We start from the raw sequence: 25,384 nt of genomic DNA on the forward strand, positions 1-25,384 counted from the left end.
TCTGCCTATAATCGTTTTCTCACTCAGAAAAATTTGGTAAAATGTTCATAAACGATGAAAAAGAAGGAGTTTGTATGAAAATTGGAATCATTGGAGGAGGAGCGGTCGGCCTTTTATTTGCCGGTTATCTTGGCCGGTTATTTGATGTAACCCTTATCGTTCGGAGGGAGTCTCAAGTTCGCTCACTGTTGGAAAATGGGGTTACCATCTATAAAGAAGGGTCGGCCATCACAACCAGGGTAGGAGCCGTACAAGAAACCGAAACGGAGAAGGAATTCGACCTTGTGATTGTAGCTGTAAAGGAATATGATCTCCCGTTTCTTAGAAAGGAACTCGTCGAACTCGGAGTTCACGTGCCCCTACTGTTTGTTCAAAATGGAATAGGTCATGTTGATTGGGTGAAATCATTACCTCATCGGCATCTGGTCGCGGGCTCGGTGGATCATGGAGCCATGAAGGAAAATGACGCCGCCGTTCACCATTTAGGGGAAGCAGAGACGAATATTGCGTTAATTAGAGGGAATTGGCATGTGATAGAAGAAATAGTATCAAAGAGTACTGATTCCTTCCGGTTTTCAATCCGGAAAGACTTCGAGAAAATGCTCCTGACTAAGTTATTCGTCAATGTATCAATCAACCCGCTCACAGCTTTAACGGGTGTGACGAACGGTAAGCTTGTTGAAAACCCTTATTTCCATGGTTTGCAGAAGGATTTATTCAACGAGATGCTTCTCTTATTTCCTCAAATGAAAGGGAATATTTCCTTCGAAAAAGTAGTCGATATCTGCCGGAATACATATCAGAACAGATCTTCCATGTTAAAAGACATAGAATCACAAAGAAAGACGGAAATTGAATCGATCATTGGCGTCCTTCTGGACAAAGCCCAAAAAGAACACCATTTTGTACCCATCATGAATCTACTTTACAAATTAGTTAAAGGAATAGAAAGAGAAGGTCTGGGGGGATAAAATGGCTTCCATTTTTTCGACGATCATTGCCATTTTCGTTATGATTCCATTTTTGGGGTATTTCATCAGTTTTATTCTTGCTAAGGAAATTTTAAAGAGTCACCGGAGAGCTGTGCATATCGCCATTGATATTACGACATTTCTCTTGATTGTATCTGTTCATTTCATTGTCATTGCCATATGGAGGACGTCCTATCTGTGGCTCATATTTATTGTGATCTGTTCAATCGGGGTGCTGTTTGCCATCATGTATTGGAAAGCAAAGGGTGAGATCGACTACCCAAAAGTGCTCAGAGGATTCTGGCGGGTGAACTTCCTTTTATTTTTTACTGCCTATATCACATTGATGATTACGGGCCTCGTCCTCCGAATCCTGGAACTGTATTAAAATTCAGCAGGCAAGTTTTTTCCTTTTCCTTATGTGGAATGATATACTCATCGTTAGGATATCAAGAGCTAGAAAAGGAGTAATTCATATGGAATTGGAAAGCTTAAACATTCCAGCAATAAATCAGTTTGCGTCTAAATATTTAAAACAAGAAGAGCCTGTCACTTCTTTTTTTCATTATAATATCAATAAACCATCCGTTTATGAGGAACGGATGGAGGATTTAGGATCACGTACTTTCCCTCGGGAGGGTCTCTCAGAATGTATCTCTTCCTATATGAAAGGCCTGCCTTCTTCAGATAAAGTAGAAGGGGCACTTGAGAAACTGAGGGATAATGCGGTTACCGTCGTGGCAGGTCAACAGGCAGGTCTATTGACCGGTCCTCTTTATACCATACATAAAATCATTTCAGTCATCCAATTGGCCAGGCAGCAGGAAGCGCGCCTTAAGCACCCGGTTGTACCGGTTTTTTGGATAGCAGGTGAAGACCATGATTATCAGGAAGTGAATCATATATACGTTGAAAAAGGGTCGAAGCTTGAAAAGGTGGGGTATCCCGAGAGAGTATTGGAAAAAAAGATGACCTCTCACATAACGTATTCTAAATCAGTGATGAAGAAATGGCTCGATGACATTCTCGTCGCTTTAGGGGAGACGGAACATTCAAAACAGCTTTCAGAGGAGCTGCATCAGATGATCGATGAGGAAGAGTCGATCGTCCGCTTCTTTGCCCATATCGTCATGAGTCTATTCAAGGATTTCGGATTACTGGTCATTGATTCCTCCCACCCTCCGCTAAGGAAACTGGAAACGGCACACTTTCGTCATCTGATTGAAAACAGTCAGTCTATAACGGATGCGGTCCTTCTGCAGCAGCGTGACATCCGGGAAAGTGGTTTTCACACTCAACTGGAGATCTCTCCATCTGCCGCCAATCTTTTTCTGCAGGTTCAGAATGAACGGGCCTTGTTAGATCGGGATGGGGATACGTTTTTTGAAAAAAATAGCGGAAACACATACTCTTCCGTTGAGTTATTATCTATTTTGGAGAAAAGCCCCCAATCATTCAGTAATAATGTCGTCACAAGACCAATGATGCAGGAATGGTTATTCCCGAACCTGGCGTTCATCGCGGGCCCCGGTGAAATAGCCTACTGGGGAGAATTGAAAAGAGCGTTTGAATATGTAAATTTGAAGATGCCTCCTGTTGTACCAAGGTTGAATATCACCATAGTGGAAAGGGATATAAATAAGAGGATCGAAGACCTCCAATTATCCCTTCACGGAGTCATTACAGAAGGAGTGGCAACTGCCAGGGATGCCTTTTGGAAATCTCTTGAGCGACCAGGGATAGAGAAGGAACTGAAGAGCATTCAGGATGAACTCGAACGCCGATATGAGGAAATCCGTAAACAGGCCATCTCGATTGATCAGGGGTTAAATCCGATCCTTGATAAGAATCTTGAATTCCACCATGGTCAGTTCGATTATTTACGCAAAAAAATTGATAAAGCGTTAAAAGATAAGCACTCCTTGATCTTCACCCAATTCACGAAAGTGGAAAACAGTATCAGACCAAATGAAGGACCACAGGAAAGAACCTGGAATGTCCTTTACTTCCTAAATAAATATGGCCCCACTTTCATAAGGGACCTGACCGCCCTCGATTATTCCTTTGATGGCACTCATAAAGTGATCTATATCTGATCGGTCAAATGAAAAAAGGACCAAATTCGTTCTGATATGCGAATTTGGTCCTTTTTCTGTTGTTTACAGACAAAATTCAACCTTGGAAATTTGTCTGTAAAAGCAGGAAAAACACTAATGAAAAATAGAGGAAATATTTTGTAAGGAAAGAATATAGAAAAGAGTGGAGAAAAGTGGGGGGATGTGGTACATTTGTGATAGAAAGTGGGGGCAGTGCATATGTTCATGGGCGAATATCAACATAACATTGATAATAAAGGCCGTTTAATTGTACCTGCCAAGTTCCGTGATCATCTCGGGGATTCATTTGTCATCACCCGGGGACTTGATCAGTGCTTATTTGGTTACCCCATGGATGAATGGCGATCCCTTGAGGAGAAGCTTAAAGCCCTGCCGCTGACTAAAAAAGATGCCCGTGCCTTCACTCGGTTCTTCTTCTCGGGGGCAACCGAGAGTGAACTGGATAAAACGGGTAGGGTGAATATTCCTGCTACACTTGTGAATTATGCACAATTGGATAAAGAATGCATTATTTTAGGAGTTTCCAATCGAATTGAGATTTGGAGTAAATCATTATGGGAAGACTATTTCACACAGTCTGAAGATTCATTTGCTGAGCTTGCAGAGAATATGGAGGGATTTGATATTTAGCCCCCCACAAAACGTTCGATTGGAAAGGTGAAGTCAACATGTTTAAACATACAACTGTATTATTGAAAGAGACCGTAGACGGCCTGGATATTAAAAAAGATGGAGTATATGTAGATTGTACGCTAGGCGGTGCAGGGCACAGTGAATATCTCGTCAGTCAGCTATCGCCTGAAGGGCATCTGTATTGCTTCGATCAGGATGAAACAGCCATCAACCATGCAAAAGAAAAGCTTTCTGCTTATAAGGACAGAGTGACATTCGTCCAGTCAAATTTCCGACACATCAAAGAAGAACTTGAACACCTCGGAGTACATAATGTGGATGGGATTTTATACGATCTTGGTGTTTCATCACCTCAACTGGATACTCCAGAAAGGGGATTTAGTTATCACCATGATGCGCCTCTTGACATGAGAATGGATTTACAAGGGGAAGTAACTGCGTTCGATGTGGTTAACCATTGGTCGTTTGAAGATTTGGTCAGGATCTTTTATCGATATGGAGAAGAAAAATTCTCGAAGCAAATCGCCAGAAAGATCGAAGCGGCGCGTGAAGTGAAACCGATTGAAACCACGGGGGAACTTGTGGAATTGATCAAGGATGGAATTCCGGCACCCGCAAGGCGAAAGGGTGGCCATCCAGCTAAGAGGGTGTTTCAAGCAATCCGTATTGCCGTGAACGATGAGCTGGGAGCTTTCGAAGATTCCTTGGAGCAGGCAATACAGCTCCTTCATAAGGGTGGAAGGGTGAGCGTCATTACGTTTCATTCGCTGGAAGATCGGATTTGTAAGACCATGTTCAAGGAAAAAGCATCAGGACCTGATTTGCCTCCAGGATTACCTATTATCCCAGAGGGGTATGAAGCAGAACTTAAACTGATTACGAGAAAACCGATCCTGCCTGGCGAAGAAGAATTAGAAGAAAATAATCGGGCCAGGTCGGCTAAATTGAGAATCGCAGAAAAAAATATATAAAAAGAAGGAAACAGGAGGGAGAATTTTGAGTAACTTAGCGAGAAAGTATGAGCAGCAAAATGTTGAGAAATCTTATCAGTCCGTTCAAGCCAAACCCAAGCGTCTGAATGAAGAAAGAACGTCCGTTGTCACACCGGGTGAGAAAATCCTTGTGGCCATCTTCGCAATGGTATTTTGTATCCTGGCGGTTCAAATTGTTTCGACCCAGGCAGCCATTTATGACGTCAACAAAGAGGTTCAGCACGTAGAAACGACCATTGAAAAGCAGGAAAAGGCGAACAATGACCTGAAACTCCAAGTAAGTGAACTTAGTACGTATGAGCGTATTCTCGAAAAAGCAAAGGAACTTGGACTTAACTTGAAAGAAAAGAACGTTAAGGTTGTTGAACAATAATGAAAAAAAGGCCAAGTATGAACATAGGGGCAGCCATCCTTTTCGGGATTTTCGGCTTGCTCTTTTTTGTATTAATGGTCCGCTTCGTCACTATTCAGGTCACGGGAGAAGCGGAAGGGAAGGTCCTGGCATCACAAGCGGCAAAAAAATATATCAAAAGTCATATTCTAGAAGCACATAGAGGAACCATTTTTGACGGGAAAGGGGAAGTCATCGCAGAGGATACATCCGCCTATACACTGGTTGCGATATTAGATCCAAGCATTACCAGTGATCCGAAGAAACCCAAGCATGTGACAGACCCTGAAAAAACGGCCAAAGTCCTCGCCAAGTATCTCGATATGAAGGAAAGTGACATTTATGACCGGTTAAACAGAAAAGGTCCGTATCAAGTGGAATTCGGTGCTGCAGGAAGAGATTTATCCCATCAGATGATGCTTGACATTAAAGAAGAAGATATCCCTGGCGTTACATTCAGGAAGGAAGCGAAGCGATTTTATCCTAACGGCTCTTTCGCCTCCCATCTTATCGGGTTCGCTCAGAAAAAAACCGACGACGATGGGGATTCTACGACCGTGGGTAAAATGGGAGTGGAAGCAAGTTTCAATGATGTATTGAAAGGCAAGGATGGATCTGTTTCTTATAAGAGTGATGTGTGGGGCTATCTCCTGCCGAATTCAGACGAACATGTTACCCCGCCTGAAGATGGGGATGACCTATATCTGACCATCGATAAGAAGATTCAAACCTTCCTGGAAGAAGCAATGAATGAAGTCCAAAAAAAATATAAGCCTAAGAAAATGTTTGCGATCGTATCCGACCCGAAAACAGGGAAGATTCTTGCCATGAGTCAAAGACCTACATTCCACCCGGATACAAGAGAGGGGCTCCTGGATAACTGGACCAACATCATCGTTGAAGATACGTATGAACCAGGCTCCACGATGAAGTCTTTTTCCCTTGCAGCTGCAGTGAATGAAGGTAAGTTCAATCCGAATGAAACCTATGAATCTGGTAAGTATTATGTGGAAAATGTTCCAAACCCGATCCGGGATCACAATGGAGGAGAAGGTTGGGGAACGATTACATTCCTTGAAGGCGTTCAAAGATCTTCCAATGTTGCATTTGCGAACCTATTGGATAAAATCGGATTTAAGAAATATGAAAACTATTTACATGACTTTGGATTTGGTGAAGCGACAAACGTAGGACTGCCAAATGAGGCATCGGGTTCGATATTGTATCATTACCCGATTGAAAAATACACGACGATTTTTGGTCAAGGTACGACCGTCACACCGCTTCAAATGATTCAGGCGGAGTCGGCGATTGCCAATGATGGGAAAATGATGAAGCCTTATGTCATTTCAAAGATCGTCGATCCCAATACAAAGAAAGTCATCAAAGAGACGAAGCCTGAAGTTTCAGGAAGCCCCATCACGAAGGAAACGGCAATCAAGACGAGGGAATACCTGGAGACGACTGTCACATCTGAACATGGTACAGGACAGAAGTTTGCAATAGAAGGATATCGTGTCGGCGGTAAATCCGGTTCGGGTCAGATACCTGATCCATCGAATGGCCGTTATATGGTCGGAAAGGAAAATTATCTTTTCTCCTTTATGGGTATGGCCCCTATCGACGACCCTCAGTTAATCGTGTATGTCGGGGTCCAACAGCCTGAACTGGAACCGACTGAAATCGGATCAGATCCGGTCTCTGCGGTCTTCAATCCCGTCATGCAAAACAGCTTAAAGTACCTGAACATTAAACCTCAGGAAAAAGTGAGCCTAAAGAAACAATCACTCCCTGAAACGAGGGACATGAGCGTGGAAGAAGCAAAAAAAGAACTGGAAAAAGCAGGCGTGACTCCAGTTGTGGTCGGAAATGGTTCACAAGTGGTCAAACAGCTTCCTCAAGGCGGAAATGCCACTCTTGAAGGGGAAAGAGTCGTGATCAAAACCGATGGAGACATTACCATTCCCGATATGAAGGGGTGGTCTGTAAGGGATGTCTTTAAGGTAGCCAATATCGCCGGTCTGAAGATTAATATGGTTGGAAATGGATATGCTTTCAGTCAGAATATACAGCCTGGGATAAAGGTCAAGAAAGATGAGCCACTCGTCGTCAACTTCAAGACCCCTGAAGAAGCGGCGGCACCGAAAGAAAAAGAAGAAGAACAGCTGAATTAACCAAAAGGGATGACTCAATTACCGGAGTCATCCCTTTTTGTCCATCCATTCATAAAACCCTATTCCCCTGCCGAAAGCCCGGACTCTTTCATTGAATTGAAACATACCACCATGAGTCCAAGCATATAATGGAACGAGCCATAGAAGGGGAGGTTCCATTTGTGAAAAGAGTATCCAATGTAACGGTAAGGAAGAGGTTGGCAGTAGCGCTTATAGTAGGAGTCCTTATTTTCTCCATCATAGATATCCGGCTGGGGTATGTTCAGTTTTTTAAAGGGGACTGGCTTACCGGTTTGGCAAAAGACTCCTGGAGTCGAAATATCCCATTTCAACCTGAGAGAGGGAAAATAGTCGACCGAAATGGAGTAGAACTCGCAGGGAATCAAAGTGCACCGACTATATTTGTCGTTCCACGACAAATTACGGACCCTCAAGGAACAGCGGATAAACTGGCAGCCGTTCTTAATATTTCAGTTGAGTCTGCATATAAATATGTAACACAGAAAGCCAATATGGTGCTGATAAAGGAAGCAAGGAAGATCTCGTATGAAAAAGCGAAAGAGGTAAGGGATTTAAATTTGAAAGGCGTGTACTTAGGCGAGGATTCTAAGCGTTATTATCCATATGGAAGTTATTTATCCCATGTACTCGGCTTCGCAGGAATCGATAATCAAGGGCTCATGGGGCTCGAACTTTCTTATGATGAAGAGCTTAGTGGAGATAAAGGGTATGTGAAATTCTTCTCCGATGCCAAAGGAAAGAGAATGCCTGATATGGCCGATGATTTTGAAAAGCCGGAGAATGGATTGGATTTAAAGTTAACGATCGATACCAAAGTGCAAACCATCGTTGAGCGTGAATTGGATATCGCAGAGGCGACGTATAATCCAGATGGCATCATCGCCATCGCCATGAACCCTAAGAATGGTGAAATACTCGCCATGTCCAGCAGGCCGACATTTGATCCGGCTAATTTCCGTAATGTACCCCAGGAGATCTATAATCGGAATTTACCGATTTGGAGCACGTATGAACCAGGATCCACGTTCAAGATCATTACGCTTGCAGCGGCCCTCGAAGAGAAAAAGGTGGATCTCTATAAAGAAACCTTTCATGACCCAGGGCATATCGAAGTGGCAGGGTCGACTCTTCACTGTTGGAAGCGTGGGGGACACGGGACACAAACCTTCCTTGAAGTGGTACAGAACTCATGTAACCCGGGATTTGTCGAGTTGGGTCAAAGGTTAGGGAAAGAAAAATTATTCAGTTATATCCATGATTTTGGTTTTGGTGAGAAGACGGGGATCGATCTGCAAGGGGAAGGGAAGGGGATTCTCTTTAACCTGGACCGTGTCGGGCCTGTAGAACAGGCGACAACCGCATTTGGCCAGGGGGTGGCCGTTACCCCTATTCAACAGGTCGCAGCAGTGTCAGCGGCAGTCAATGGAGGAATATTGTATCAGCCCTATATCGCAAAAGAGCTTATCGACCCTTCAACCGGAGAAGTGGTCATGAGAAAGAGCCCTCAGATCAAGAAAAGGGTCATTTCCGAAGAAACGTCAAAGCAGATTCGTGAAGCGTTGGAAAGTGTTGTGGCCAAAGGAAGCGGAAAGAAAGCGTTTGTAGATGGTTACCGGGTAGGGGGAAAGACGGGGACAGCGCAGAAGGCGAAGGATGGTAAGTACCTGGAAAACAATCATATCGTTTCCTTCATGGGAGTGGCTCCTGCAGATGACCCTCAGATTGTGGTGTATGTCGCTGTCGATAATCCGAAAGGGACGATTCAATTCGGTGGAGTCGTGGCAGCCCCGATCGGAGGGAGTATCATAGGTGATAGTCTGGAGGCAATGGGGGTACCGAAGCGTAAAGGTCAAATTGAAAAAGAGATGACGTGGACCGACACTCCGTTGATTGAAACCCCGGATCTGGTCGGATTGACGAAAAATGAACTGCAGGAACAACTGGTGAATCTTGACCTGGATGTAAGCGGAAGCGGTGAAAAGGTGGTAAGTCAGTCTCCGGACCCGGGAGTGAAAATAAAACAGGGTTCAAAGGTTAGGGTCTACCTATCTGAAGAATAATGGCCCAGAAGGTCTACACGATCGTCATTTCATGATATACTTTTCATTTATGCCGGGGATTTGGACGGATGGATCCCCGGGGTATAAAGTGTCAGTCCTCGTGACGTAAAAAAGATATCGAACTAAGTTAAAAGGTTGATAGCTTTCATTCATATTTTTTTGTAAAATATAAAAAGGTTGCTTTCTGCCTGTGAGGAGTTGAAAGGATGAGATTGCACACTTTGCTGGAAGTACTACCGTTTTTCTCAGTACATGGTGAAGGGAATCCGGATATTTCAAACATCGCGAATCACCACAAGAAAGTAAAGAATGGTGATTTATTTATTTGTATCAATGGATTGGAAATCGATAGCCACTCTCTTGCAGAGGTGGCGGAGAAGAATGGTGCAGCAGCGATCCTTGCAGAAAGGAGACTGGATGCAGGCATTCCTGTCATCATTGTTCCCGATACGAAGAAAGCGATGGCGATTCTAGCGGACCATTTTTATAAACAGCCCTCCCATCAGCTGCTTTTGGTCGGAGTGACGGGGACGAATGGCAAAACCACGACGACCCATCTCATCGATCATGTTTTTACTCAAAGTGGGATGAAGACAGGATTGATTGGAACCCTGCATATCAAAGTGGGGGAGGAGTTGGAGGTCAGCCATAATACCACGCCTGACAGTTTAACTCTTCAGCAGACGTTCAGACGATTCTGCGATAAAGGGGTGAGGTCCGCCATCATGGAAGTTTCTTCACATGCTTTGGATCAAGGACGTGTGCATGGGTGTGACTATGACATAGCAGTGTTTACGAACCTGACCCAGGATCATCTGGATTATCATAAAACAATGGAAGACTACCGTAATGCAAAAGGCTTATTGTTTTCTCAATTAGGGAATACTTATTTCAAGAAATCCCCTAAGTATGCCATTATTAATAAGGACGATGATGCATCTGATTATTTCATCAAGTCTACAGCCGCCCATGTCATTACATATGGACTGTCTCCATCAGCTGACTTCCATGCAAAAGATGTGGTCCTTAGGGCAACAGAGTCGGTCTTCACCCTTGTCACACCATTTGGGGAACGGGAAATGGTTTTAAAGTATGCAGGGAAGTTTAATGTATACAACGCCCTGGCTGCAATAGCGACAGCGTTTGCTGCGGGTATACAAATTGATGAAAGTATAAGGAGCCTCGAAAAAGCCAAAGGGGTCAGGGGACGGTTTGAAACCATTTCAGAAGGTCAGCCCTTTTCGGTCATCGTCGACTATGCCCATACTCCGGATGGCTTGAAGAATGTGTTAGAGACCATCAGGACGATTACAAACGGCCATGTCATTGTAGTGGTAGGATGCGGAGGGGACAGGGATAGGATCAAGAGGCCGATCATGGCGGAGATTGCCTGTGATTATGGCGATTATGCCATTTTCACTTCTGATAATCCCAGGACAGAGGATCCAGAGGCCATCTTGAAGGATATGGAAGCCGGAGTGGTCGGCAAGCAATATCAATTGATCGTTGATCGCAAAGACGCGATCAAAGAAGCCTTGAGTCTTGCGAAACCGGAAGATGTCGTCCTGATTGCCGGAAAAGGGCATGAAACCTATCAGATCATCGAGAATCATGTATACGATTTTGATGACCGGGAAGTGGCAAAACACTTCATCAAGGGGATGTAGAAATGCTCCTTTATGATGAGGTTAGAAAAAAGTTTCCGGAAACCAGAGGAATCCATTTGCCTGGCTACTCCTTTTTAGTAGTTTCAAATTCAACTAGGATGGGAATGGAGAAAGGACTATATATACCTGCAGGTGATGAAGTGAACCTTTTTAGGAGCATTGAAAAAGGAGCGATTGCTTCCCTTTGGCGAAAGGGTGAAGAAATCCCATCATTTGTCCCCAATCACTTTCCGTTATTTATAGTTGAAGATGTATACAGGGCTTATGTAGACTTACAAGAGAGTTACAAACAAAATTACAATCAAGAAAAGTGGGAAATTATGACGAAGTTTATTTTTAGCAGTGAATCTGAACAGCATCAAACAAATGATATGACTATGGAGAGATCTATACAGGATCCAACCGATGGAATGGGAGGGGAATGACGATGATGGAACAAGTGATCTTTTTTACCATCATAATGGCGTTTCTCATAACCGTATTGCTTGCCCCATTATTTATCCCTTTCCTCAGAAGATTGAAGTTTGGACAAAGCATCAGGGATGAAGGGCCCGAGTCGCATCAAAAAAAGACCGGTACACCAACGATGGGTGGAATCGTGTTCCTAGTATCCATCGTCATCACGACGTTTGTTATGACCGGTAAATATTCAGAACCGGGCCCTGAAACGTATTTAATGATCCTCGTGACTGTTGGATTTGGTTTATTGGGTTTCCTGGATGACTTTATAAAAGTCGTGATGAAAAGGAATTTAGGTTTGACCTCCAAGCAGAAGCTGCTGGGACAGATTGTCATATCGGTGATCTTCTATCTTATCTTTAAACAAAACGACTTTCCGACCACTGTTTCGATACCACTGACGGATATTTCGTTTGAATTAGGCTGGTTTTATTGCTTATTCATTATCTTTTGGCTTGTTGGATTTTCAAACGCAGTCAATCTGACGGATGGTCTGGACGGTTTGGTGTCCGGAACAAGTGCCATTGCATTCGGCGCACTGGCTGTACTTGCGTGGAGCCAATCCCAATATGATGTTGCCATCTTCGGAGTAGCGGTGGTGGGGGCGGTTCTTGGCTTCCTCGTCTTCAATGCCCATCCTGCCAAAGTATTCATGGGAGATACGGGCTCACTTGCACTCGGAGGCGCAATCGCCACGATCGCCATTCTAACTAAGCTTGAAATCATATTAATCCTTATTGGGGGAGTATTCGTCATTGAGACTCTTTCCGTCATCTTACAGGTGGCAAGCTTTAAAACAACAGGAAAACGAATTTTCAAAATGAGCCCATTGCACCACCACTATGAGCTTGTCGGATGGTCGGAGTGGCGTGTCGTCGTCACGTTTTGGACTGTGGGATTACTTTTTGCCGTTTTAGGAATCTATATTGAGGTGTGGTTATAAGTGAAAAACATTACAAAATTCAAACATAAAAAAGTACTGGTATTAGGTTTGGCAAAAAGTGGGGTAAGTGCTGCCTCTCTCCTACATAAGTTAGAAGCATTTGTTACGGTCAATGACCAAAAGCCTTTATCGGAAAATCCCGAAGCTCAAGGGCTCCTTCAGGAAGGGATTAAAGTCATATGCGGTAGTCATCCCATCGAGCTTCTCGATGAAGGCTTTCAATATGTCATAAAGAATCCGGGTATCCCATATCATAACCCATTGATAAAAAAAGCGATGGAGAAGAACATTCCCGTTTTAACAGAAGTCGAGCTCGCTTATCTCATTTCAGAGGCGGAAATGATCGGGATCACGGGAACCAATGGAAAAACGACCACCACGACACTGTTATTCGAAATGTTGAAAGAGGATAACCAAAAGCCTCTGATCGCCGGGAATATTGGAACCGTTGCTTCTGAAGTGGCCCAGGATGCGAAAGAGGACGAAAAGATGGTAGTCGAACTATCTTCCTTCCAACTGATGGGGACCCAGGAATTCGCTCCGCACATTGCCATCATTACAAATTTGTATGATGCCCATCTGGATTACCATGGAGACTTGAACGAATATTGGAAAGCAAAATCCAATATTACAAAAAACCAAACGGAAAAAGACTATCTCATCATTAACGGGGACCAAGAGCATGTACAAGATACGGTCAGCTTTACAAAAGCCCAGGTAATTCGCTTTTCAACCGAAAAGGAAATAGAAGGCGGTGCCTATATTAAGGATCGTTCGATTTATTTCAAAGACGAAAAAGTGGTGGATTTATCCTCCATCGTCCTTCCTGGAGCGCATAACCTTGAAAATATCCTATGTGCCGTTGCAGCCTGTAAAATATATGGGGTGTCAAATGATAGTATCAAAAAAGTATTGAGTACGTTCGGCGGAGTGAAACATCGGACTCAATTCGTCCGGGAAATGAATGGCATCAAATTCTACAATGATTCTAAAGCAACGAACAGCCTGGCGACGAAAAGTGCGCTTAAAGCATTTGAATCCCCTACTATACTGCTTGCAGGGGGATTGGATCGCGGAAATGAATTTGATGACCTGATTCCATTCCTCGGAAACGTCAAAACATTGATCACCTTTGGAGAGACCTCTGAGAAGTTCGTGAAGACTGGGGAAAAGGCAGGGATACAAACGATTATTCCTGTCGATAATGTTGAAAAGGCGGTTCCGGTTGCGTATGAGCATGCACGGGAAGGGGATATCGTATTATTGTCCCCTGCATGTGCAAGCTGGGATCAATATCGTACTTTTGAACAACGCGGTGACATGTTTATCGAGGCCGTGCATAAGCTTTAATAAGGGCTTGTCCATATAGAGCATCCATACTTACACAACCAGTCATTCAATCCGGGATCAGTAGTTTTCTATGCTCGAACGGCTCTAAATTTGTCTATTCGAGGTGTTTAGGATTGCCTTTAAAAAAATCGACTCCCGATTTTATACTCATTGTGGTTACGCTCACTTTGCTTGCGATTGGACTGGTCATGGTATACAGTGCGAGTGCTGTATGGGCAGATTACAAATTTAATGACTCCTTTTTCTTTGCAAAAAGACAGGTGCTCTTCGCAGGTGTAGGATTATTCGCCATGTTTTTCATCATGAACGTAGAGTACTGGACATGGAGAAACTGGTCAAAGATCATCATCATCGTATGCTTCGTCCTCCTTGTGCTCGTTCTCATTCCCGGCATAGGGGTACTCCGGAACGGTTCGAGGAGCTGGATTGGGGTGGGGGCCTTCTCCATTCAGCCTTCGGAGTTTATGAAACTCGCCATGATCGCTTTTCTATCAAAGTATTTATCTGAGAACCAAAAGTATATTACTTCTTTTAGAAAAGGAGTACTTCCGGCACTTTTACTTGTGTTTACGGCTTTTGGAATGATCATGCTCCAGCCGGACTTGGGGACGGGTACCGTCATGGTGGGGACTTCTGTTGTGATGATCTTCATATCCGGAGCCCGGATCAAACATTTCGTAGGACTCGGCATGATCGGTTTGCTTGGGTTTGTAGGACTCGTCATTTCTGCTCCTTACCGGATTAAACGGATCACATCCTTTTTAGATCCCTGGCAGGATCCGCTCAATAGCGGTTTCCAGATCATTCAGTCCCTGTATGCTATCGGACCTGGTGGATTATTCGGTTTAGGTCTTGGACAGAGCAGACAGAAGTTCTTTTATTTACCGGAACCTCAAAACGACTTTATATTTGCTATTTTAGCAGAGGAACTTGGATTTATAGGGGGAACCCTAGTATTGATCCTGTTTTCATTGATCTTGTGGAGAGGGATCAGGATCGCATTGGGGGCACCTGATTTATTTGGCAGCTTCCTGGCTCTGGGGATCGTGTCCATGATTGCCATCCAGGTGATGATCAACGTAGGGGTCGTGACGGGGCTGATGCCCGTAACCGGGATTACACTTCCATTCTTGAGCTACGGGGGATCCTCTTTGACCCTCATGCTCATGGCTGTAGGTGTCCTGTTGAATATAAGCCGCTATTCGAGGAACTAATGCTCCACTAAAGAGATTGACACATGAAAAATGGCAGAAAGAAGTGCATGGTCATAAAAGACCTCACCACTCCTTCCCATTTTTCTCAGTCGGTCTCTTTTTTTGTATCTCTTACACAACGAAGAAAATCTTTCCGTTGAATGAAATAACGATAGGATATTTGCGTTTTCGATGTTACAATAAATTACATATACGTAATTCATTTTGATCATACCTTTTCAAAATAAAGGAGAGTTTGTTACTTTTGTTAACCAAAACTTTTACAATTCAATGACATGCATTCATTATGGTGCAATTGTTGTTTAAAATAGGGTTCAAGAGTGAAATACATAGGATGGCCCTTCTTTTGGAAAGTGAATGAAAGTACATATACGAAAAGCGGTATGGACAATCCATCTTATGGTGACTGTGGGTCAATTTCTCCCAAAATAGGCCATTAACCCTGCATCACTCATTTTTTTGTCTTTATTAGGCAATATGGCAGAAAATAACGTTCTATTCCTCTTTTAACATGTTATTCCTTCGTATAGAATAGAAGGTATCCCAATGTAAAGAGTACTTTCATTATAAGACATGACGAGTTCAGCTTACTCATGGCATAATGAATTCAAAGTGAAATTGAGGAGAACGAAATGAAAAAAGAAAATGTTGTTTCCCTTGAAGATCGTATTCCTAAACTAAAACAACACCGAAAAAAGAAAGCAAACCGCAGGCTTCTGTTTTTACTTTCTTTATTCTTTCTGATGATATTGTCGGTTGTATACTTTCAATCGCCCTTGAGTCATGTAAACAAAGTGTCCGTTCATGGGAATGAACTTATATCCAATAAGACGGTTCTTCAAAAAAGTGGAATTGACAAAGGTATGAATGTATGGAGTGTAAGCAAAGAGAAAACGGTCGAGCAATTAAAGAAACTTCCTGAAGTAAAGGATGCGAAAGTGGAATTATCCTTTCCGAATTCATTCGACATTACCATTCAAGAATATGATAAAAAAGCATATCTCTCAAAGGGGAATAAATTTTTTGTCATTTTGGAAAATGGGAAGGTCCTGGATAAAGGGACCGGATCGATTCCTGTGGATGCACCTCTATTGAGGGGATTCGAAGAAGATAAGGTCCTGGTCAAAATGGTGAACGAATTAGGGGAACTTCCAAAAGAAGTGCAGCATCTCATCTCAGAGATTAACCTCGTTCCCAAGAAGACAGACCAATATCACTTGACTCTATTTATGAATGATGGGTTCGAAGTGAGTGCGACCATCCGGAGCTTCTCTGAAAAGATGGTGCATTATCCTTCGATCGTCAGCCAATTAGACCCTTCGGTAAAAGGGGTCATTGACCTAGAGGTCGGTTCTTACTTCAGAGCATACGAAACGGAAGGTGAACAAACGGATGAAGAGGATGAAGGTGAGAGGTAAGCACGTGGTCCTCTCTCTTGTATGTCTGGTTTTGGGTTTCATCCTAGCTTTTTCATTCAGTCTGGCAAACACAGAACAAAATGAGCTCGGGAGCCGGACAAATGGTCAATGGAAACAGGAAGAAACGTTAAGAAATCAAATCCTCGAGTACCAGCAGAAGAATAATCGCCTGCAGGAAAAGCTTTATGAGAAACAGGAGAAGGTCGGCAATATGGAGAAGGAATTCTCCAAAGAGAAGCAAATTTATTTCAACCTGGCAGAGGATGCCGAGAAGTACCGTATGTACCTAGGCAAAACGAAAGTGAAGGGGCCGGGGGTGACGGTGACCTTGTCCGATGCGAAATATGACCCGGAGGAAGAAAACGCAAATAATTATATTGTCCATGAACACCACGTCTTTAAGGTGATCAATGAATTATATATAGCAGGTGCCTCTGCGGTTGCCATCAACGGACAAAGACTTAAGCATGATTCATACATACTGTGTAACGGTCCAGTCATCCAGATTGATGGCATCGAGTACCCTGCCCCATTCAAAATAACGGCAATCGGAGATCCGGAAGTGCTTTCCTCCGCCATGAATATCACAGGCGGAGTGAAGGATCAGTTGGTGAATGAAAATATCATATTTGAGATGAAAAAAGAAAATTCGGTCATCCTCGAACCCACGATTGGCGAATCATGAGCCGGCTCCCATTGAAGTAAATGATATGGGCGAGGGTCAGGTCCCGAAAGTAAGGTGCAATAAATGGACAACAAACTTAAAATCAGCTTTACCGTCATTACGGTCATCATCGGGTTTATGATTGCCATTCAGTTCCAGACTGTCAAAGAGCCAGTTGTCCGGGATACCAGAGATATCTGGGAACTGAGGGAAGCGCTTCTGAAAGAAAAGGAAGTCAATTCCAATTTATTATCGGAAACGCGTTCTGTTGAAGCGAAGCTGGAACAGTATAAAACCGAGCAGCAATCAAGCCCCGAGCAGGCCTTAAAGCAAACGTTAGAGGAATTGAAGACTGAAATGGGGCTGACGGAAAAAACGGGTCCCGGTCTTATCCTGACGATAGAGCCTTCGATGGAGGAAATCCTCCTCGGTGAAAAAGTTCAGAATGTCTCACCAGAACTTTTGGAGAGGCTTGTAAATGAACTGAATCAGTATGATGCTGTAGATATCGCGATTGACGGCCATCGCCTAATCAATACGTCAGTCATCCGGGATATCAATGGAGAAACGAAGGTGGACGGTAATTCAATCAAGAAAATACCGTTTGAAGTCAGGGTGTTGACCAAGGATGTAAATGCAGCCAAGGACCTGTATAACCGCATGCAGGTTTCTAGATCCGTTGAAGACTTCTTTATCGATAACCTCCGGGTCAGCATCTCAAAGCCTTTAGAAAAGCTCACGGTTCCAGAATATAAAGATACGATCCGGATCCGCTTCATGGAACCGGTTAAGGAAAGGGGAGGGAAGGAATAATATGTGGCTTCCCGTTTTAGGGTTGCTAGTAGGGGTCGTCCTGGGGCTTCTGACAGATATTAGGATTCCAGAAGAGTATTCCAATTATTTATCGATTGCGGTCCTCGCAGCATTGGATACATTATTTGGCGGTATTCGTGCCCACCTTCAAAATATTTATGATGACAAGGTCTTTGTTTCTGGATTCTTTTTTAATATTTTACTAGCAGCAAGTTTAGCTTTTCTGGGTGTACATCTTGGTGTAGACTTGTATTTGGCGGCTGTTTTTGCTTTTGGGGTAAGGTTATTCCAAAACATTGCAGTGATTAGAAGAATAATGATTAGCAATTGGTCAAATAATCAAGAAAAAAGAGAAAAAAATTAGAATTTTAAAAGGGAATCGTTTTTGTTACGACGAATATCATATTAAGATATACTTAGAATCATGTTTTTCTAGGATTGTTGTTCCAAATAAACATTCTTTAAGGAGGTGCCATAGAGTGAACAGCAATGAAATTTACGTTAGCCTAGACATCGGTACATCCACAGTGAAAGTAATCATTGGTGAAATGACAAATGATTCCTTAAACATAATCGGTGTAGGAAATGTGAACTCAGAAGGAATCAGAAAAGGTTCCATCGTAGATATAGACGAAACTGTTCATACAATCAAGAAGGCAGTTGAACAAGCTGAAAGGATGGTCGGTTTATCCATAAGCCAGGTCATCGTAGGTATAACAGGAAACCATGTGTCGCTTCAATCCTGTCATGGTGTGGTGGCAGTGTCGAGTGACAACAGGGAGATCGGCGATGAAGACGTTCTAAGAGTGATGGATGCAGCCCAGGTTGTATCGATTCCTCCAGAAAGGGAAATCATCAACGTAATCCCAAGACAATTCATCGTTGATGGATTGGATGAGATTACAGATCCACGGGGTATGATCGGTGTTCGACTTGAAATGGAAGGCACCATCATTACGGGATCTAAGACGATTTTACATAATACTCTCCGTTGTGTAGAAAAAGCCGGACTTGAAATTGTCGATATCGTCCTTCAGCCTTTAGCCGCAGGTACGGTTGCTTTGTCAAAGGATGAAAAGAACCTAGGAGCTGCCCTGATCGATATAGGTGGCGGTTCTACGACGATAGCCGTTTTCGAACAGGGGCACCTGAAGGCGACAACCGTGCTGCCCGTAGGAGGGGAGCATATCACGAAAGATTTGTCGATCGGATTACGTACCTCAACGGACGACGCAGAAAAAATCAAGACTAAATATGGACATGCATTCTATGACCATGCGTCAGAAGATGAAGTGTTCAGTGTGCCAATTATTGGCAGTGATCAACATCAGCAATTTAATCAATTAGAAATTTCTGATATCATAGAAGCAAGGCTTGAAGAGATCCTGGACCTCATCAGCCATGAGCTGAAACGATTGGGAATCAGGGACCTGCCGGGTGGATATGTTCTAACTGGTGGTGTAGCAAATCTTCCAGGTGTGTTAGAATTAGCACAAATCGTTTTCCAAAATCGTGTACGAGTGGCAATTCCTGATTATATCGGTGTACGGGAACCCCAGTATACGACAGCGGTCGGATTGATTAAATACGCTCAAAAGAATGCTAGATTGCAAGGAAGATCTGTAAGCGCGGAACCAGTGCCTGTAGAGGCCGCTGAGAAGCGTCAATCAAAACCTGTGAATAAAAAGCCGAAGCCTGTAAAGGTAAAAGAAGAAGAACATGAAGATGAAAAGGCCATGTCAAAAGTGAAAAAGTTCTTTGGATACTTCTTTGAATAAATAAAGGAATCCATAGATTCGACGAGTTAGGAGGATTTGTCATGTTGGAGTTTGATACAAATTTAGATTCATTAGCGACAATAAAAGTTATTGGTGTCGGTGGCGGAGGAAACAACGCCGTAAACCGCATGATCGAGCACGGCGTACAAGGTGTTGAATTTATCGCTGTCAACACGGATGCACAGGCTTTGAATCTATCAAAAGCTGAAATAAAGATGCAAATCGGTGGCAAATTAACCAGGGGATTAGGAGCGGGTGCGAATCCTGAAGTAGGTAAAAAAGCTGCTGAAGAGAGTAAAGAGCAGATTGAAGAGGCCCTTAGAGGAGCAGATATGGTCTTTGTCACTGCCGGAATGGGTGGAGGAACAGGAACTGGTGCAGCTCCTGTCATTGCCCAAATTGCCCGCGAAATCGGCGCATTGACGGTCGGTGTCGTGACACGTCCGTTTACATTTGAAGGCAGAAAGCGTTCAAATCAGGCAAGCGGTGGTATTGCTGCAATGAAAGAAGGCGTGGATACCCTTATCGTCATTCCAAACGATCGCCTACTGGAGATCGTAGATAAGAGTACTCCGATGCTTGAAGCTTTCCGTGAAGCCGATAATGTACTGCGTCAAGGTGTACAAGGTATCTCGGATCTTATCGCTACACCTGGTCTCATCAACCTGGACTTTGCAGATGTTAAGACAATCATGTCTAACAAAGGTTCAGCCCTAATGGGAATCGGTGCAGCATCTGGAGAGAACCGTGCAACAGAAGCCGCGAAAAAGGCCGTTTCAAGTCCTTTGCTTGAGACATCCATCGATGGTGCCCAAGGCGTCCTGATGAATATCACCGGTGGGACTTCCTTAAGCCTTTACGAAGTTCAGGAAGCTGCCGATATCGTAGCCTCTGCATCTGATCAAGAAGTAAATATGATCTTCGGTTCCGTCATCAACGAAGATTTAAAAGATGATATCGTCGTTACCGTCATTGCAACCGGGTTCAATGAAGAGGTCATTCAACCTCCGAAACAAACCCGTCCAACTTTCGGTGGGATGAAACCAAATCAAAGTCCTAACCCAAGCCAATCGGTGAAACGGGAACAGCCTAAGCGTGAAGAGCAGCCTCAACAGCAGGAGCCTGTGAGAACCTCTTCGAATCAAGGTGCGGAAGAAACATTGGATATTCCAACCTTCCTTCGCAATAGAAACCGTCGTCGTTAATAATGGAATAGAAATAGGAATCCCCCAAGGCATCAAGCCTTGGGGGATTTTTATTTCTATAGGATACTCTATTATCCGGACCCAAAATACAAACTAAAAACCATATATTGGAGGTGTCTGTTGCATCCATATTTAATGACATTTTTCGTTTATATCTCCGAAAACTTTTCCGTGTGAGCATACAAAAAATGACAACCTTTAAAAAGGATGTACGATATACTTCTGATAAGTCATTCCGGTCTTTATCAGAATCGAATTGTGAGGTGTTAAAAGGAGGGTAGAGATTGACTTTATACTTGGATGTCATTTGGTTGTTAAATCTGTTAGTAGACTTTTTCTTATTATGGTTAACAGGAATCATCTTAAAGAGACAATACGCCCTCTGGAGAATAGCGATCGGGAGTCTGATAGGCTCAGTCATTATTCTCCTCGCTTTTTCACCATTTGCTCACTTTACTGGAAACCCCTTAGTCAAGTTATTATTTTCCGTTGTCATGGTGTATTCAGCTTTTGGCTATAGAAGATGGCGCTACTATATGTCAAATCTTCTTATGTTCTATTTCGTCACCTTTTTTACTGGTGGGATATTAATTGGGACTCATTATTTTATCAGCTTCGATCCAAGCACGAAATCATCCATGCTGCTTGCAAGCATACGCGGGTTTGGTGACCCGATAAGCTGGGTATTTGTGATGCTCGCCCTGCCGCTTGCCTGGTACTTTTCTAAGGGAAGGGTGGATAGTATCGAGCATGTGAAGCTCCAATATGATCAGCTCCTGAAGGTCAAGATCCAGATCGATGATTTTCATTGTACTGTAAACGGTCTTGTGGATAGTGGGAACCAACTTCAGGATCCCATTTCAAAAAGTCCGGTGATGATTCTATCCATTGCAGAAATCGAGGGTGAGATCCCGGATGAAATGAAGGCACTTTGCCATGATGTAGATGACATTTTTTCGGGTGAGAAACAAATCGATACCCGCTGGTCTGACAGGATGCGTATCGTCCCGGCACAATCGGTGGGAAGAAGCAGTCAGCTTCTGGCAGCGATAAAGCCTGATTCATTGGTACTCAGTGATCATGAGGCAGAATGGACCATTCCAAATGGGTTAGTCGCCTTTAGGGAAGAACCCTTATCGGCGGATGGCAATTTCGGGGCGATTGTCCATCCGAAAATGGCTGCAAGAAAGCCGGTGCTTAACGTTTCGTAAATCAATTAATACTACTATACTCACAATTTAAAGAAATAGAAGGGGGAGCAACAATGAAAAAATTCAAATTCAAATTTTTATATTACTGGTACAAACTGTTAATCAAGCTGGGCCTGAAGACAGATGAAATTTACTACATAGGTGGTAGTGAAGCGCTCCCTCCACCGTTAACAAAGGAAGAGGAAGAAGTCCTCCTCCATAAATTGCCTAAAGGTGACAAGGCAGCGCGGTCCTTATTGATTGAACGTAATTTAAGGCTGGTAGTCTATATCGCCCGAAAGTTTGAAAACACAGGCATCAATATAGAAGATCTGATTAGTATCGGCACCATCGGCCTTATTAAAGCAGTCAATACCTTCAATCCAGAGAAAAAAATCAAGTTGGCGACCTACGCTTCTAGGTGTATAGAGAATGAAATTCTTATGTACCTAAGAAGGAACAACAAAATCCGTTCGGAAGTCTCATTTGACGAACCCCTTAATATCGATTGGGATGGAAATGAACTGCTGTTATCAGATGTACTCGGGACGGATGAAGACATCATTACGAAAGACCTTGAAGCAACAGTGGATAAAAAATTACTCTTTAATGCACTTCATCAGCTTTCAGATCGAGAAAAGCAAATAATGGAGCTTCGATTCGGATTGATGGGGGAAGAGGAAAAAACCCAGAAAGATGTAGCTGATATGCTTGGGATTTCCCAGTCCTACATTTCCCGTTTGGAAAAAAGGATCATAAAGCGACTGAAGAAGGAATTCAATAAAATGGTTTAACCTTTAAAGCTGACTTTTTCAATTGAAAAGGTCAGTTTTTTAATATGGCCAGGAATTAAAAAAATTTTTAGCTTTTTGAGTCAGTTATCGTAAGGGATTTGGAACGTACCCCCCACTGCCTGTCAGAATGAAATGCATATTTTTCCTCTTCAAGGAAATACTGAATTTTGTACAGCAGCTCCTACAAGGAGGGGAAAGAATGACACGTAATAAAGTCGAGATTTGTGGTGTGGATACGTCCAAATTACCAGTACTCAAAAATGATGAAATGAGAATTTTATTCAAAGAAATGCAAGCGGGTGATATTTCCGCGAGAGAAAAACTGGTCAACGGGAATTTACGCCTCGTCTTAAGTGTAATTCAACGCTTTAATAACCGTGGTGAGTATGTTGATGATTTATTTCAAGTAGGGTGTATCGGATTAATGAAATCCATCGATAATTTTGATTTGGGTCAAAACGTTCGATTCTCTACATACGCGGTACCGATGATCATTGGGGAAATCCGTCGATATTTGAGGGACAATAACCCGATAAGGGTGTCCCGTTCACTGCGGGATATTGCGTACAAAGCTCTGCAAGTAAGGGAGAAATTAATGGGAGAGACATCCAAGGAGCCGACTGCGGAAGAAATAGCCAAAGTTCTTGATGTTTCTCACGAAGAAATCGTATTCGCACTGGATGCCATACAAGATCCCGTTTCGCTGTTTGAACCCATCTATAATGATGGAGGAGACCCCATATTCGTTATGGATCAGCTGAGCGACGAAAAGAATCGCGATTTTCACTGGATCGAAGAAATTGCCCTTCAAGAAGGAATGAGACGATTAAATGATCGTGAAAAACTCATTATCAGCAAACGCTTCTTTCAAGGAAAAACCCAAATGGAAGTCGCAGACGAAATCGGAATCTCCCAAGCACAAGTATCAAGACTCGAAAAAGCAGCAATCAAACAAATGAACAAAAATATTCAGTAAAAAGAAAAGCGGAGGCGGCTTGATCAGCCCCGACAAGCACAACAGGAAAATCCCAAAAGGCGTACTTTGCCTTATGGGATTTTCCAGTTGTGACCTCGAGGGGCTAGCCGCCGTAGCTGGACAAAGAAAAGCGGAAGGGCTTTGCCCAGAGGCGACAAGCATAAGACGAACCATCCGGAAAGGCGTACTTTGCCTTTTTGGATGGTTTGACTTATGACCTCGAGCCTCTAAGCCCTGTAGCTGGACAACGACAAGCATAGAAAAAGGCAGATTTCCCGAGGGAAGGTCTGCCTTTTTTTTTGATGCATACACTTATAATATCTACTATAAAAAGGTGAAGTGTATCACCGTTATCAACTGATTAGGAACTTCATGAAAAGAGGGTGAAGAAGTATGGTGCGTATATCAGAGTTCCAGGTGAAGGATGTTGTCAGTATTTCAGATGGGAGGAAATTGGGGAATATCGGTGACATTGAGATCAATCTTGATACTGGAAGAATCGAGGCAATCGTGATAGGCACTGGGGGAAAAATATTGGGTTTTTTCGGGAAGGACGAAGATATCGTGATTCCATGGAGCAGTATCGTAAAGATTGGGGAAGACGTCATTCTTGTCCGATATAAAGACAGCCATTATATACAAGGACAGCTTCAGGAACCGAAACAATCCCCCGATACATGACGAATCTCAATGGACTATGGTACACTAAATAAAAAACGAGGGAGATTCACCGTGTTGAAAGAGCCTTTTAAAACAGAGACAAACTCATATTACTCCATTGGAAAATGGACGAAAGAAAACCCGGAACTTGTCGCGGGCATCACCACTAATCGTGGCGGAATAAGTGAAGGTCCTTTTCAGTCATTCAATATGGGGCTTCATGTAGGAGATAAGGAAGCGTCCGTCATTCACAATCGCACACTTCTTGCATCCGCTCTGGATATGCCTCTTGATTCCTTTGTGGCTGCTGAACAGACACATGGGAAGAATATTTCTTTCGTGAGCCCTGAGGACAGAGGGAAAGGTGCAAAGAACTACCATAATAGCATTAAAGATACCGACGGATTCGTGACAGGGGAAAGAAACCTTCTGTTAACGATGTGCTATGCAGATTGCGTCCCCCTTTATTTCCTTGACAGGATGACCGGAACAATCGGTCTTGCACATGCAGGGTGGAAGGGGACGGTCCTTGAGATAGGACCGAAAATGGTCGGTGCGTTTATCGGGAAAGGTTCCTCCCTGTCTTCCATAGAAGTGGTGATAGGCCCTTCCATATGTAAAGATTGCTATATTGTGGATGATTATGTGATTGACAAAGTGAAAAAAACACTAGAAGATGAAAACAACTTACCCTATAATTTAAAGGAAGAGGGACAGTACAATCTGGATCTGAAGAAATTAAATCATCAGCTCTTGGTTCAGTCCGGATTGCATTCTGATCAAATTCATACTTCCAGTTTTTGTTCGTCCTGTCACGATGAATTTTTCTCTTATAGAAGAGATGGTGGAGAAACGGGAAGAATGATGAGTTTTATTGGCTGGAAGGAGAAATAA

The 25,384-nt window shown here is 43.2% G+C and carries 24 protein-coding genes; all 24 read left to right on the forward strand.

Translation table 11 applies throughout. The features are described from left to right. Positions 1 to 74 precede the first annotated feature (74 nt). The 24 genes from M1J35_RS11725 to pgeF all read left to right on the forward strand — a co-directional run bounded on the left by M1J35_RS11725 (position 75) and on the right by pgeF (position 25,384). Positions 75 to 971, forward strand: a complete 897-nt coding sequence (locus M1J35_RS11725) for a 2-dehydropantoate 2-reductase (RefSeq protein WP_254651293.1) — start codon at positions 75 to 77, stop codon at positions 969 to 971. Between the two features lies 1 nt (position 972). Then, entirely contained in the window at positions 973 to 1,359 is a 387-nt protein-coding gene (locus M1J35_RS11730) for a DUF3397 domain-containing protein (RefSeq protein WP_098440853.1), read from the forward strand. Between the two features lie 88 nt (positions 1,360 to 1,447). Then, positions 1,448 to 3,067 carry a bacillithiol biosynthesis cysteine-adding enzyme BshC gene (gene bshC, locus M1J35_RS11735; protein ID WP_254651294.1) on the forward strand — a complete coding sequence of 540 codons (1,620 nt, stop codon included), beginning with the start codon at positions 1,448 to 1,450 and terminating at the stop codon, positions 3,065 to 3,067. A gap of 219 nt (positions 3,068 to 3,286) precedes the next feature. Then, the gene (gene mraZ, locus M1J35_RS11740) at positions 3,287 to 3,718 is read left to right on the forward strand and encodes a division/cell wall cluster transcriptional repressor MraZ (protein WP_254653743.1); all 432 of its coding nucleotides are present in this window, start codon (positions 3,287 to 3,289) and stop codon (positions 3,716 to 3,718) included. Between the two features lie 38 nt (positions 3,719 to 3,756). Continuing rightward, positions 3,757 to 4,692, forward strand: a complete 936-nt coding sequence (gene rsmH, locus M1J35_RS11745) for a 16S rRNA (cytosine(1402)-N(4))-methyltransferase RsmH (RefSeq protein WP_159361839.1) — start codon at positions 3,757 to 3,759, stop codon at positions 4,690 to 4,692. Between the two features lie 25 nt (positions 4,693 to 4,717). Further along, on the forward strand, positions 4,718 to 5,086 hold the full coding sequence (ftsL, locus tag M1J35_RS11750) for a cell division protein FtsL (RefSeq protein ID WP_224520313.1): 369 nt from the start codon (positions 4,718 to 4,720) through the stop codon (positions 5,084 to 5,086). Beyond that, complete coding sequence (locus M1J35_RS11755) at positions 5,086 to 7,278, forward strand: penicillin-binding protein (RefSeq protein ID WP_254651295.1); 2,193 nt, start codon at positions 5,086 to 5,088, stop codon at positions 7,276 to 7,278. The genes ftsL and M1J35_RS11755 overlap by 1 nt, the downstream gene beginning before the upstream one ends. Positions 7,279 to 7,439: 161 nt before the next feature. After that, positions 7,440 to 9,359 (forward strand): stage V sporulation protein D, encoded by a 1,920-nt coding sequence (locus M1J35_RS11760; protein WP_034755865.1) that lies wholly within the window; start codon positions 7,440 to 7,442, stop codon positions 9,357 to 9,359. 206 nt (positions 9,360 to 9,565) lie between these two features. Next, complete coding sequence (locus tag M1J35_RS11765) at positions 9,566 to 11,026, forward strand: UDP-N-acetylmuramoyl-L-alanyl-D-glutamate--2,6-diaminopimelate ligase (protein ID WP_254651296.1); 1,461 nt, start codon at positions 9,566 to 9,568, stop codon at positions 11,024 to 11,026. Positions 11,027 to 11,130: 104 nt separating this feature from the next. Continuing rightward, the gene (locus M1J35_RS11770) at positions 11,131 to 11,451 is read left to right on the forward strand and encodes a hypothetical protein (protein WP_224520310.1); all 321 of its coding nucleotides are present in this window, start codon (positions 11,131 to 11,133) and stop codon (positions 11,449 to 11,451) included. Between the two features lie 2 nt (positions 11,452 to 11,453). After that, positions 11,454 to 12,428, forward strand: coding sequence for a phospho-N-acetylmuramoyl-pentapeptide-transferase (gene mraY, locus M1J35_RS11775; protein ID WP_034755857.1), 975 nt, complete (start codon positions 11,454 to 11,456; stop codon positions 12,426 to 12,428). Beyond that, positions 12,429 to 13,778 (forward strand): UDP-N-acetylmuramoyl-L-alanine--D-glutamate ligase, encoded by a 1,350-nt coding sequence (murD, locus tag M1J35_RS11780; protein WP_224520309.1) that lies wholly within the window; start codon positions 12,429 to 12,431, stop codon positions 13,776 to 13,778. A 113-nt stretch (positions 13,779 to 13,891) separates the two neighbouring features. Further along, positions 13,892 to 14,992, forward strand: a complete 1,101-nt coding sequence (gene spoVE, locus M1J35_RS11785) for a stage V sporulation protein E (RefSeq protein ID WP_034755851.1) — start codon at positions 13,892 to 13,894, stop codon at positions 14,990 to 14,992. Positions 14,993 to 15,624: 632 nt separating this feature from the next. Further along, complete coding sequence (locus M1J35_RS11790) at positions 15,625 to 16,410, forward strand: cell division protein FtsQ/DivIB (RefSeq protein WP_034755849.1); 786 nt, start codon at positions 15,625 to 15,627, stop codon at positions 16,408 to 16,410. Beyond that, on the forward strand, positions 16,385 to 17,095 hold the full coding sequence (locus M1J35_RS11795; RefSeq protein WP_254651297.1) for a DUF881 domain-containing protein: 711 nt from the start codon (positions 16,385 to 16,387) through the stop codon (positions 17,093 to 17,095). The genes M1J35_RS11790 and M1J35_RS11795 overlap by 26 nt, the downstream gene beginning before the upstream one ends. A gap of 63 nt (positions 17,096 to 17,158) precedes the next feature. Continuing rightward, positions 17,159 to 17,887 carry a DUF881 domain-containing protein gene (locus M1J35_RS11800; protein WP_254651298.1) on the forward strand — a complete coding sequence of 243 codons (729 nt, stop codon included), beginning with the start codon at positions 17,159 to 17,161 and terminating at the stop codon, positions 17,885 to 17,887. Between the two features lies 1 nt (position 17,888). Beyond that, complete coding sequence (locus M1J35_RS11805) at positions 17,889 to 18,251, forward strand: small basic family protein (RefSeq protein WP_034755840.1); 363 nt, start codon at positions 17,889 to 17,891, stop codon at positions 18,249 to 18,251. A 115-nt stretch (positions 18,252 to 18,366) separates the two neighbouring features. Continuing rightward, the gene (gene ftsA / locus M1J35_RS11810; RefSeq protein WP_034755837.1) at positions 18,367 to 19,665 is read left to right on the forward strand and encodes a cell division protein FtsA; all 1,299 of its coding nucleotides are present in this window, start codon (positions 18,367 to 18,369) and stop codon (positions 19,663 to 19,665) included. 41 nt (positions 19,666 to 19,706) lie between these two features. Continuing rightward, positions 19,707 to 20,870 (forward strand): cell division protein FtsZ, encoded by a 1,164-nt coding sequence (ftsZ, locus tag M1J35_RS11815; protein WP_061809828.1) that lies wholly within the window; start codon positions 19,707 to 19,709, stop codon positions 20,868 to 20,870. Positions 20,871 to 21,154: 284 nt separating this feature from the next. Continuing rightward, positions 21,155 to 22,081 (forward strand): sigma-E processing peptidase SpoIIGA, encoded by a 927-nt coding sequence (gene spoIIGA, locus M1J35_RS11820; protein WP_254651299.1) that lies wholly within the window; start codon positions 21,155 to 21,157, stop codon positions 22,079 to 22,081. A gap of 53 nt (positions 22,082 to 22,134) precedes the next feature. Then, a complete protein-coding gene (sigE, locus tag M1J35_RS11825) occupies positions 22,135 to 22,854 on the forward strand; it encodes an RNA polymerase sporulation sigma factor SigE (RefSeq protein ID WP_034755828.1) in 720 nt (239 codons plus the stop codon). A gap of 199 nt (positions 22,855 to 23,053) precedes the next feature. Beyond that, positions 23,054 to 23,830, forward strand: a complete 777-nt coding sequence (sigG, locus tag M1J35_RS11830; RefSeq protein ID WP_060669863.1) for an RNA polymerase sporulation sigma factor SigG — start codon at positions 23,054 to 23,056, stop codon at positions 23,828 to 23,830. 393 nt (positions 23,831 to 24,223) lie between these two features. Beyond that, a complete protein-coding gene (locus M1J35_RS11835; RefSeq protein WP_034755825.1) occupies positions 24,224 to 24,511 on the forward strand; it encodes a YlmC/YmxH family sporulation protein in 288 nt (95 codons plus the stop codon). A gap of 51 nt (positions 24,512 to 24,562) precedes the next feature. Further along, positions 24,563 to 25,384 (forward strand): peptidoglycan editing factor PgeF, encoded by an 822-nt coding sequence (gene pgeF / locus M1J35_RS11840; protein ID WP_371928663.1) that lies wholly within the window; start codon positions 24,563 to 24,565, stop codon positions 25,382 to 25,384.

Origin of the sequence: Rossellomorea sp. KS-H15a, from assembly GCF_024195245.1 — a bacterium.
Taxonomy (GTDB): Bacteria; Bacillota; Bacilli; order Bacillales; family Bacillaceae_B; genus Rossellomorea; species Rossellomorea vietnamensis.

Bases quoted from the DNA above. Each gene is read 5' to 3' on its own strand.
- bshC (WP_254651294.1), top strand. From the start codon at position 1,448: ATGGAATTGGAAAGCTTAAACATTCCAGCAATAAATCAGTTTGCGTCT.
- sigE (WP_034755828.1), top strand. From the start codon at position 22,135: ATGAAAAAATTCAAATTCAAATTTTTATATTACTGGTACAAACTGTTA.
- M1J35_RS11790 (WP_034755849.1), top strand. From the start codon at position 15,625: ATGAAAAAAGAAAATGTTGTTTCCCTTGAAGATCGTATTCCTAAACTA.
- M1J35_RS11765 (WP_254651296.1), top strand. From the start codon at position 9,566: ATGAGATTGCACACTTTGCTGGAAGTACTACCGTTTTTCTCAGTACAT.
- M1J35_RS11795 (WP_254651297.1), top strand. From the start codon at position 16,385: ATGAAGAGGATGAAGGTGAGAGGTAAGCACGTGGTCCTCTCTCTTGTA.
- mraZ (WP_254653743.1), top strand. From the start codon at position 3,287: ATGTTCATGGGCGAATATCAACATAACATTGATAATAAAGGCCGTTTA.
- M1J35_RS11770 (WP_224520310.1), top strand. From the start codon at position 11,131: ATGGAGAAAGGACTATATATACCTGCAGGTGATGAAGTGAACCTTTTT.
- mraY (WP_034755857.1), top strand. From the start codon at position 11,454: ATGATGGAACAAGTGATCTTTTTTACCATCATAATGGCGTTTCTCATA.
- ftsZ (WP_061809828.1), top strand. From the start codon at position 19,707: ATGTTGGAGTTTGATACAAATTTAGATTCATTAGCGACAATAAAAGTT.
- M1J35_RS11730 (WP_098440853.1), top strand. From the start codon at position 973: ATGGCTTCCATTTTTTCGACGATCATTGCCATTTTCGTTATGATTCCA.
- M1J35_RS11800 (WP_254651298.1), top strand. From the start codon at position 17,159: ATGGACAACAAACTTAAAATCAGCTTTACCGTCATTACGGTCATCATC.
- rsmH (WP_159361839.1), top strand. From the start codon at position 3,757: ATGTTTAAACATACAACTGTATTATTGAAAGAGACCGTAGACGGCCTG.
- M1J35_RS11805 (WP_034755840.1), top strand. From the start codon at position 17,889: ATGTGGCTTCCCGTTTTAGGGTTGCTAGTAGGGGTCGTCCTGGGGCTT.
- M1J35_RS11835 (WP_034755825.1), top strand. From the start codon at position 24,224: ATGGTGCGTATATCAGAGTTCCAGGTGAAGGATGTTGTCAGTATTTCA.
- M1J35_RS11725 (WP_254651293.1), top strand. From the start codon at position 75: ATGAAAATTGGAATCATTGGAGGAGGAGCGGTCGGCCTTTTATTTGCC.
- sigG (WP_060669863.1), top strand. From the start codon at position 23,054: ATGACACGTAATAAAGTCGAGATTTGTGGTGTGGATACGTCCAAATTA.
- M1J35_RS11755 (WP_254651295.1), top strand. From the start codon at position 5,086: ATGAAAAAAAGGCCAAGTATGAACATAGGGGCAGCCATCCTTTTCGGG.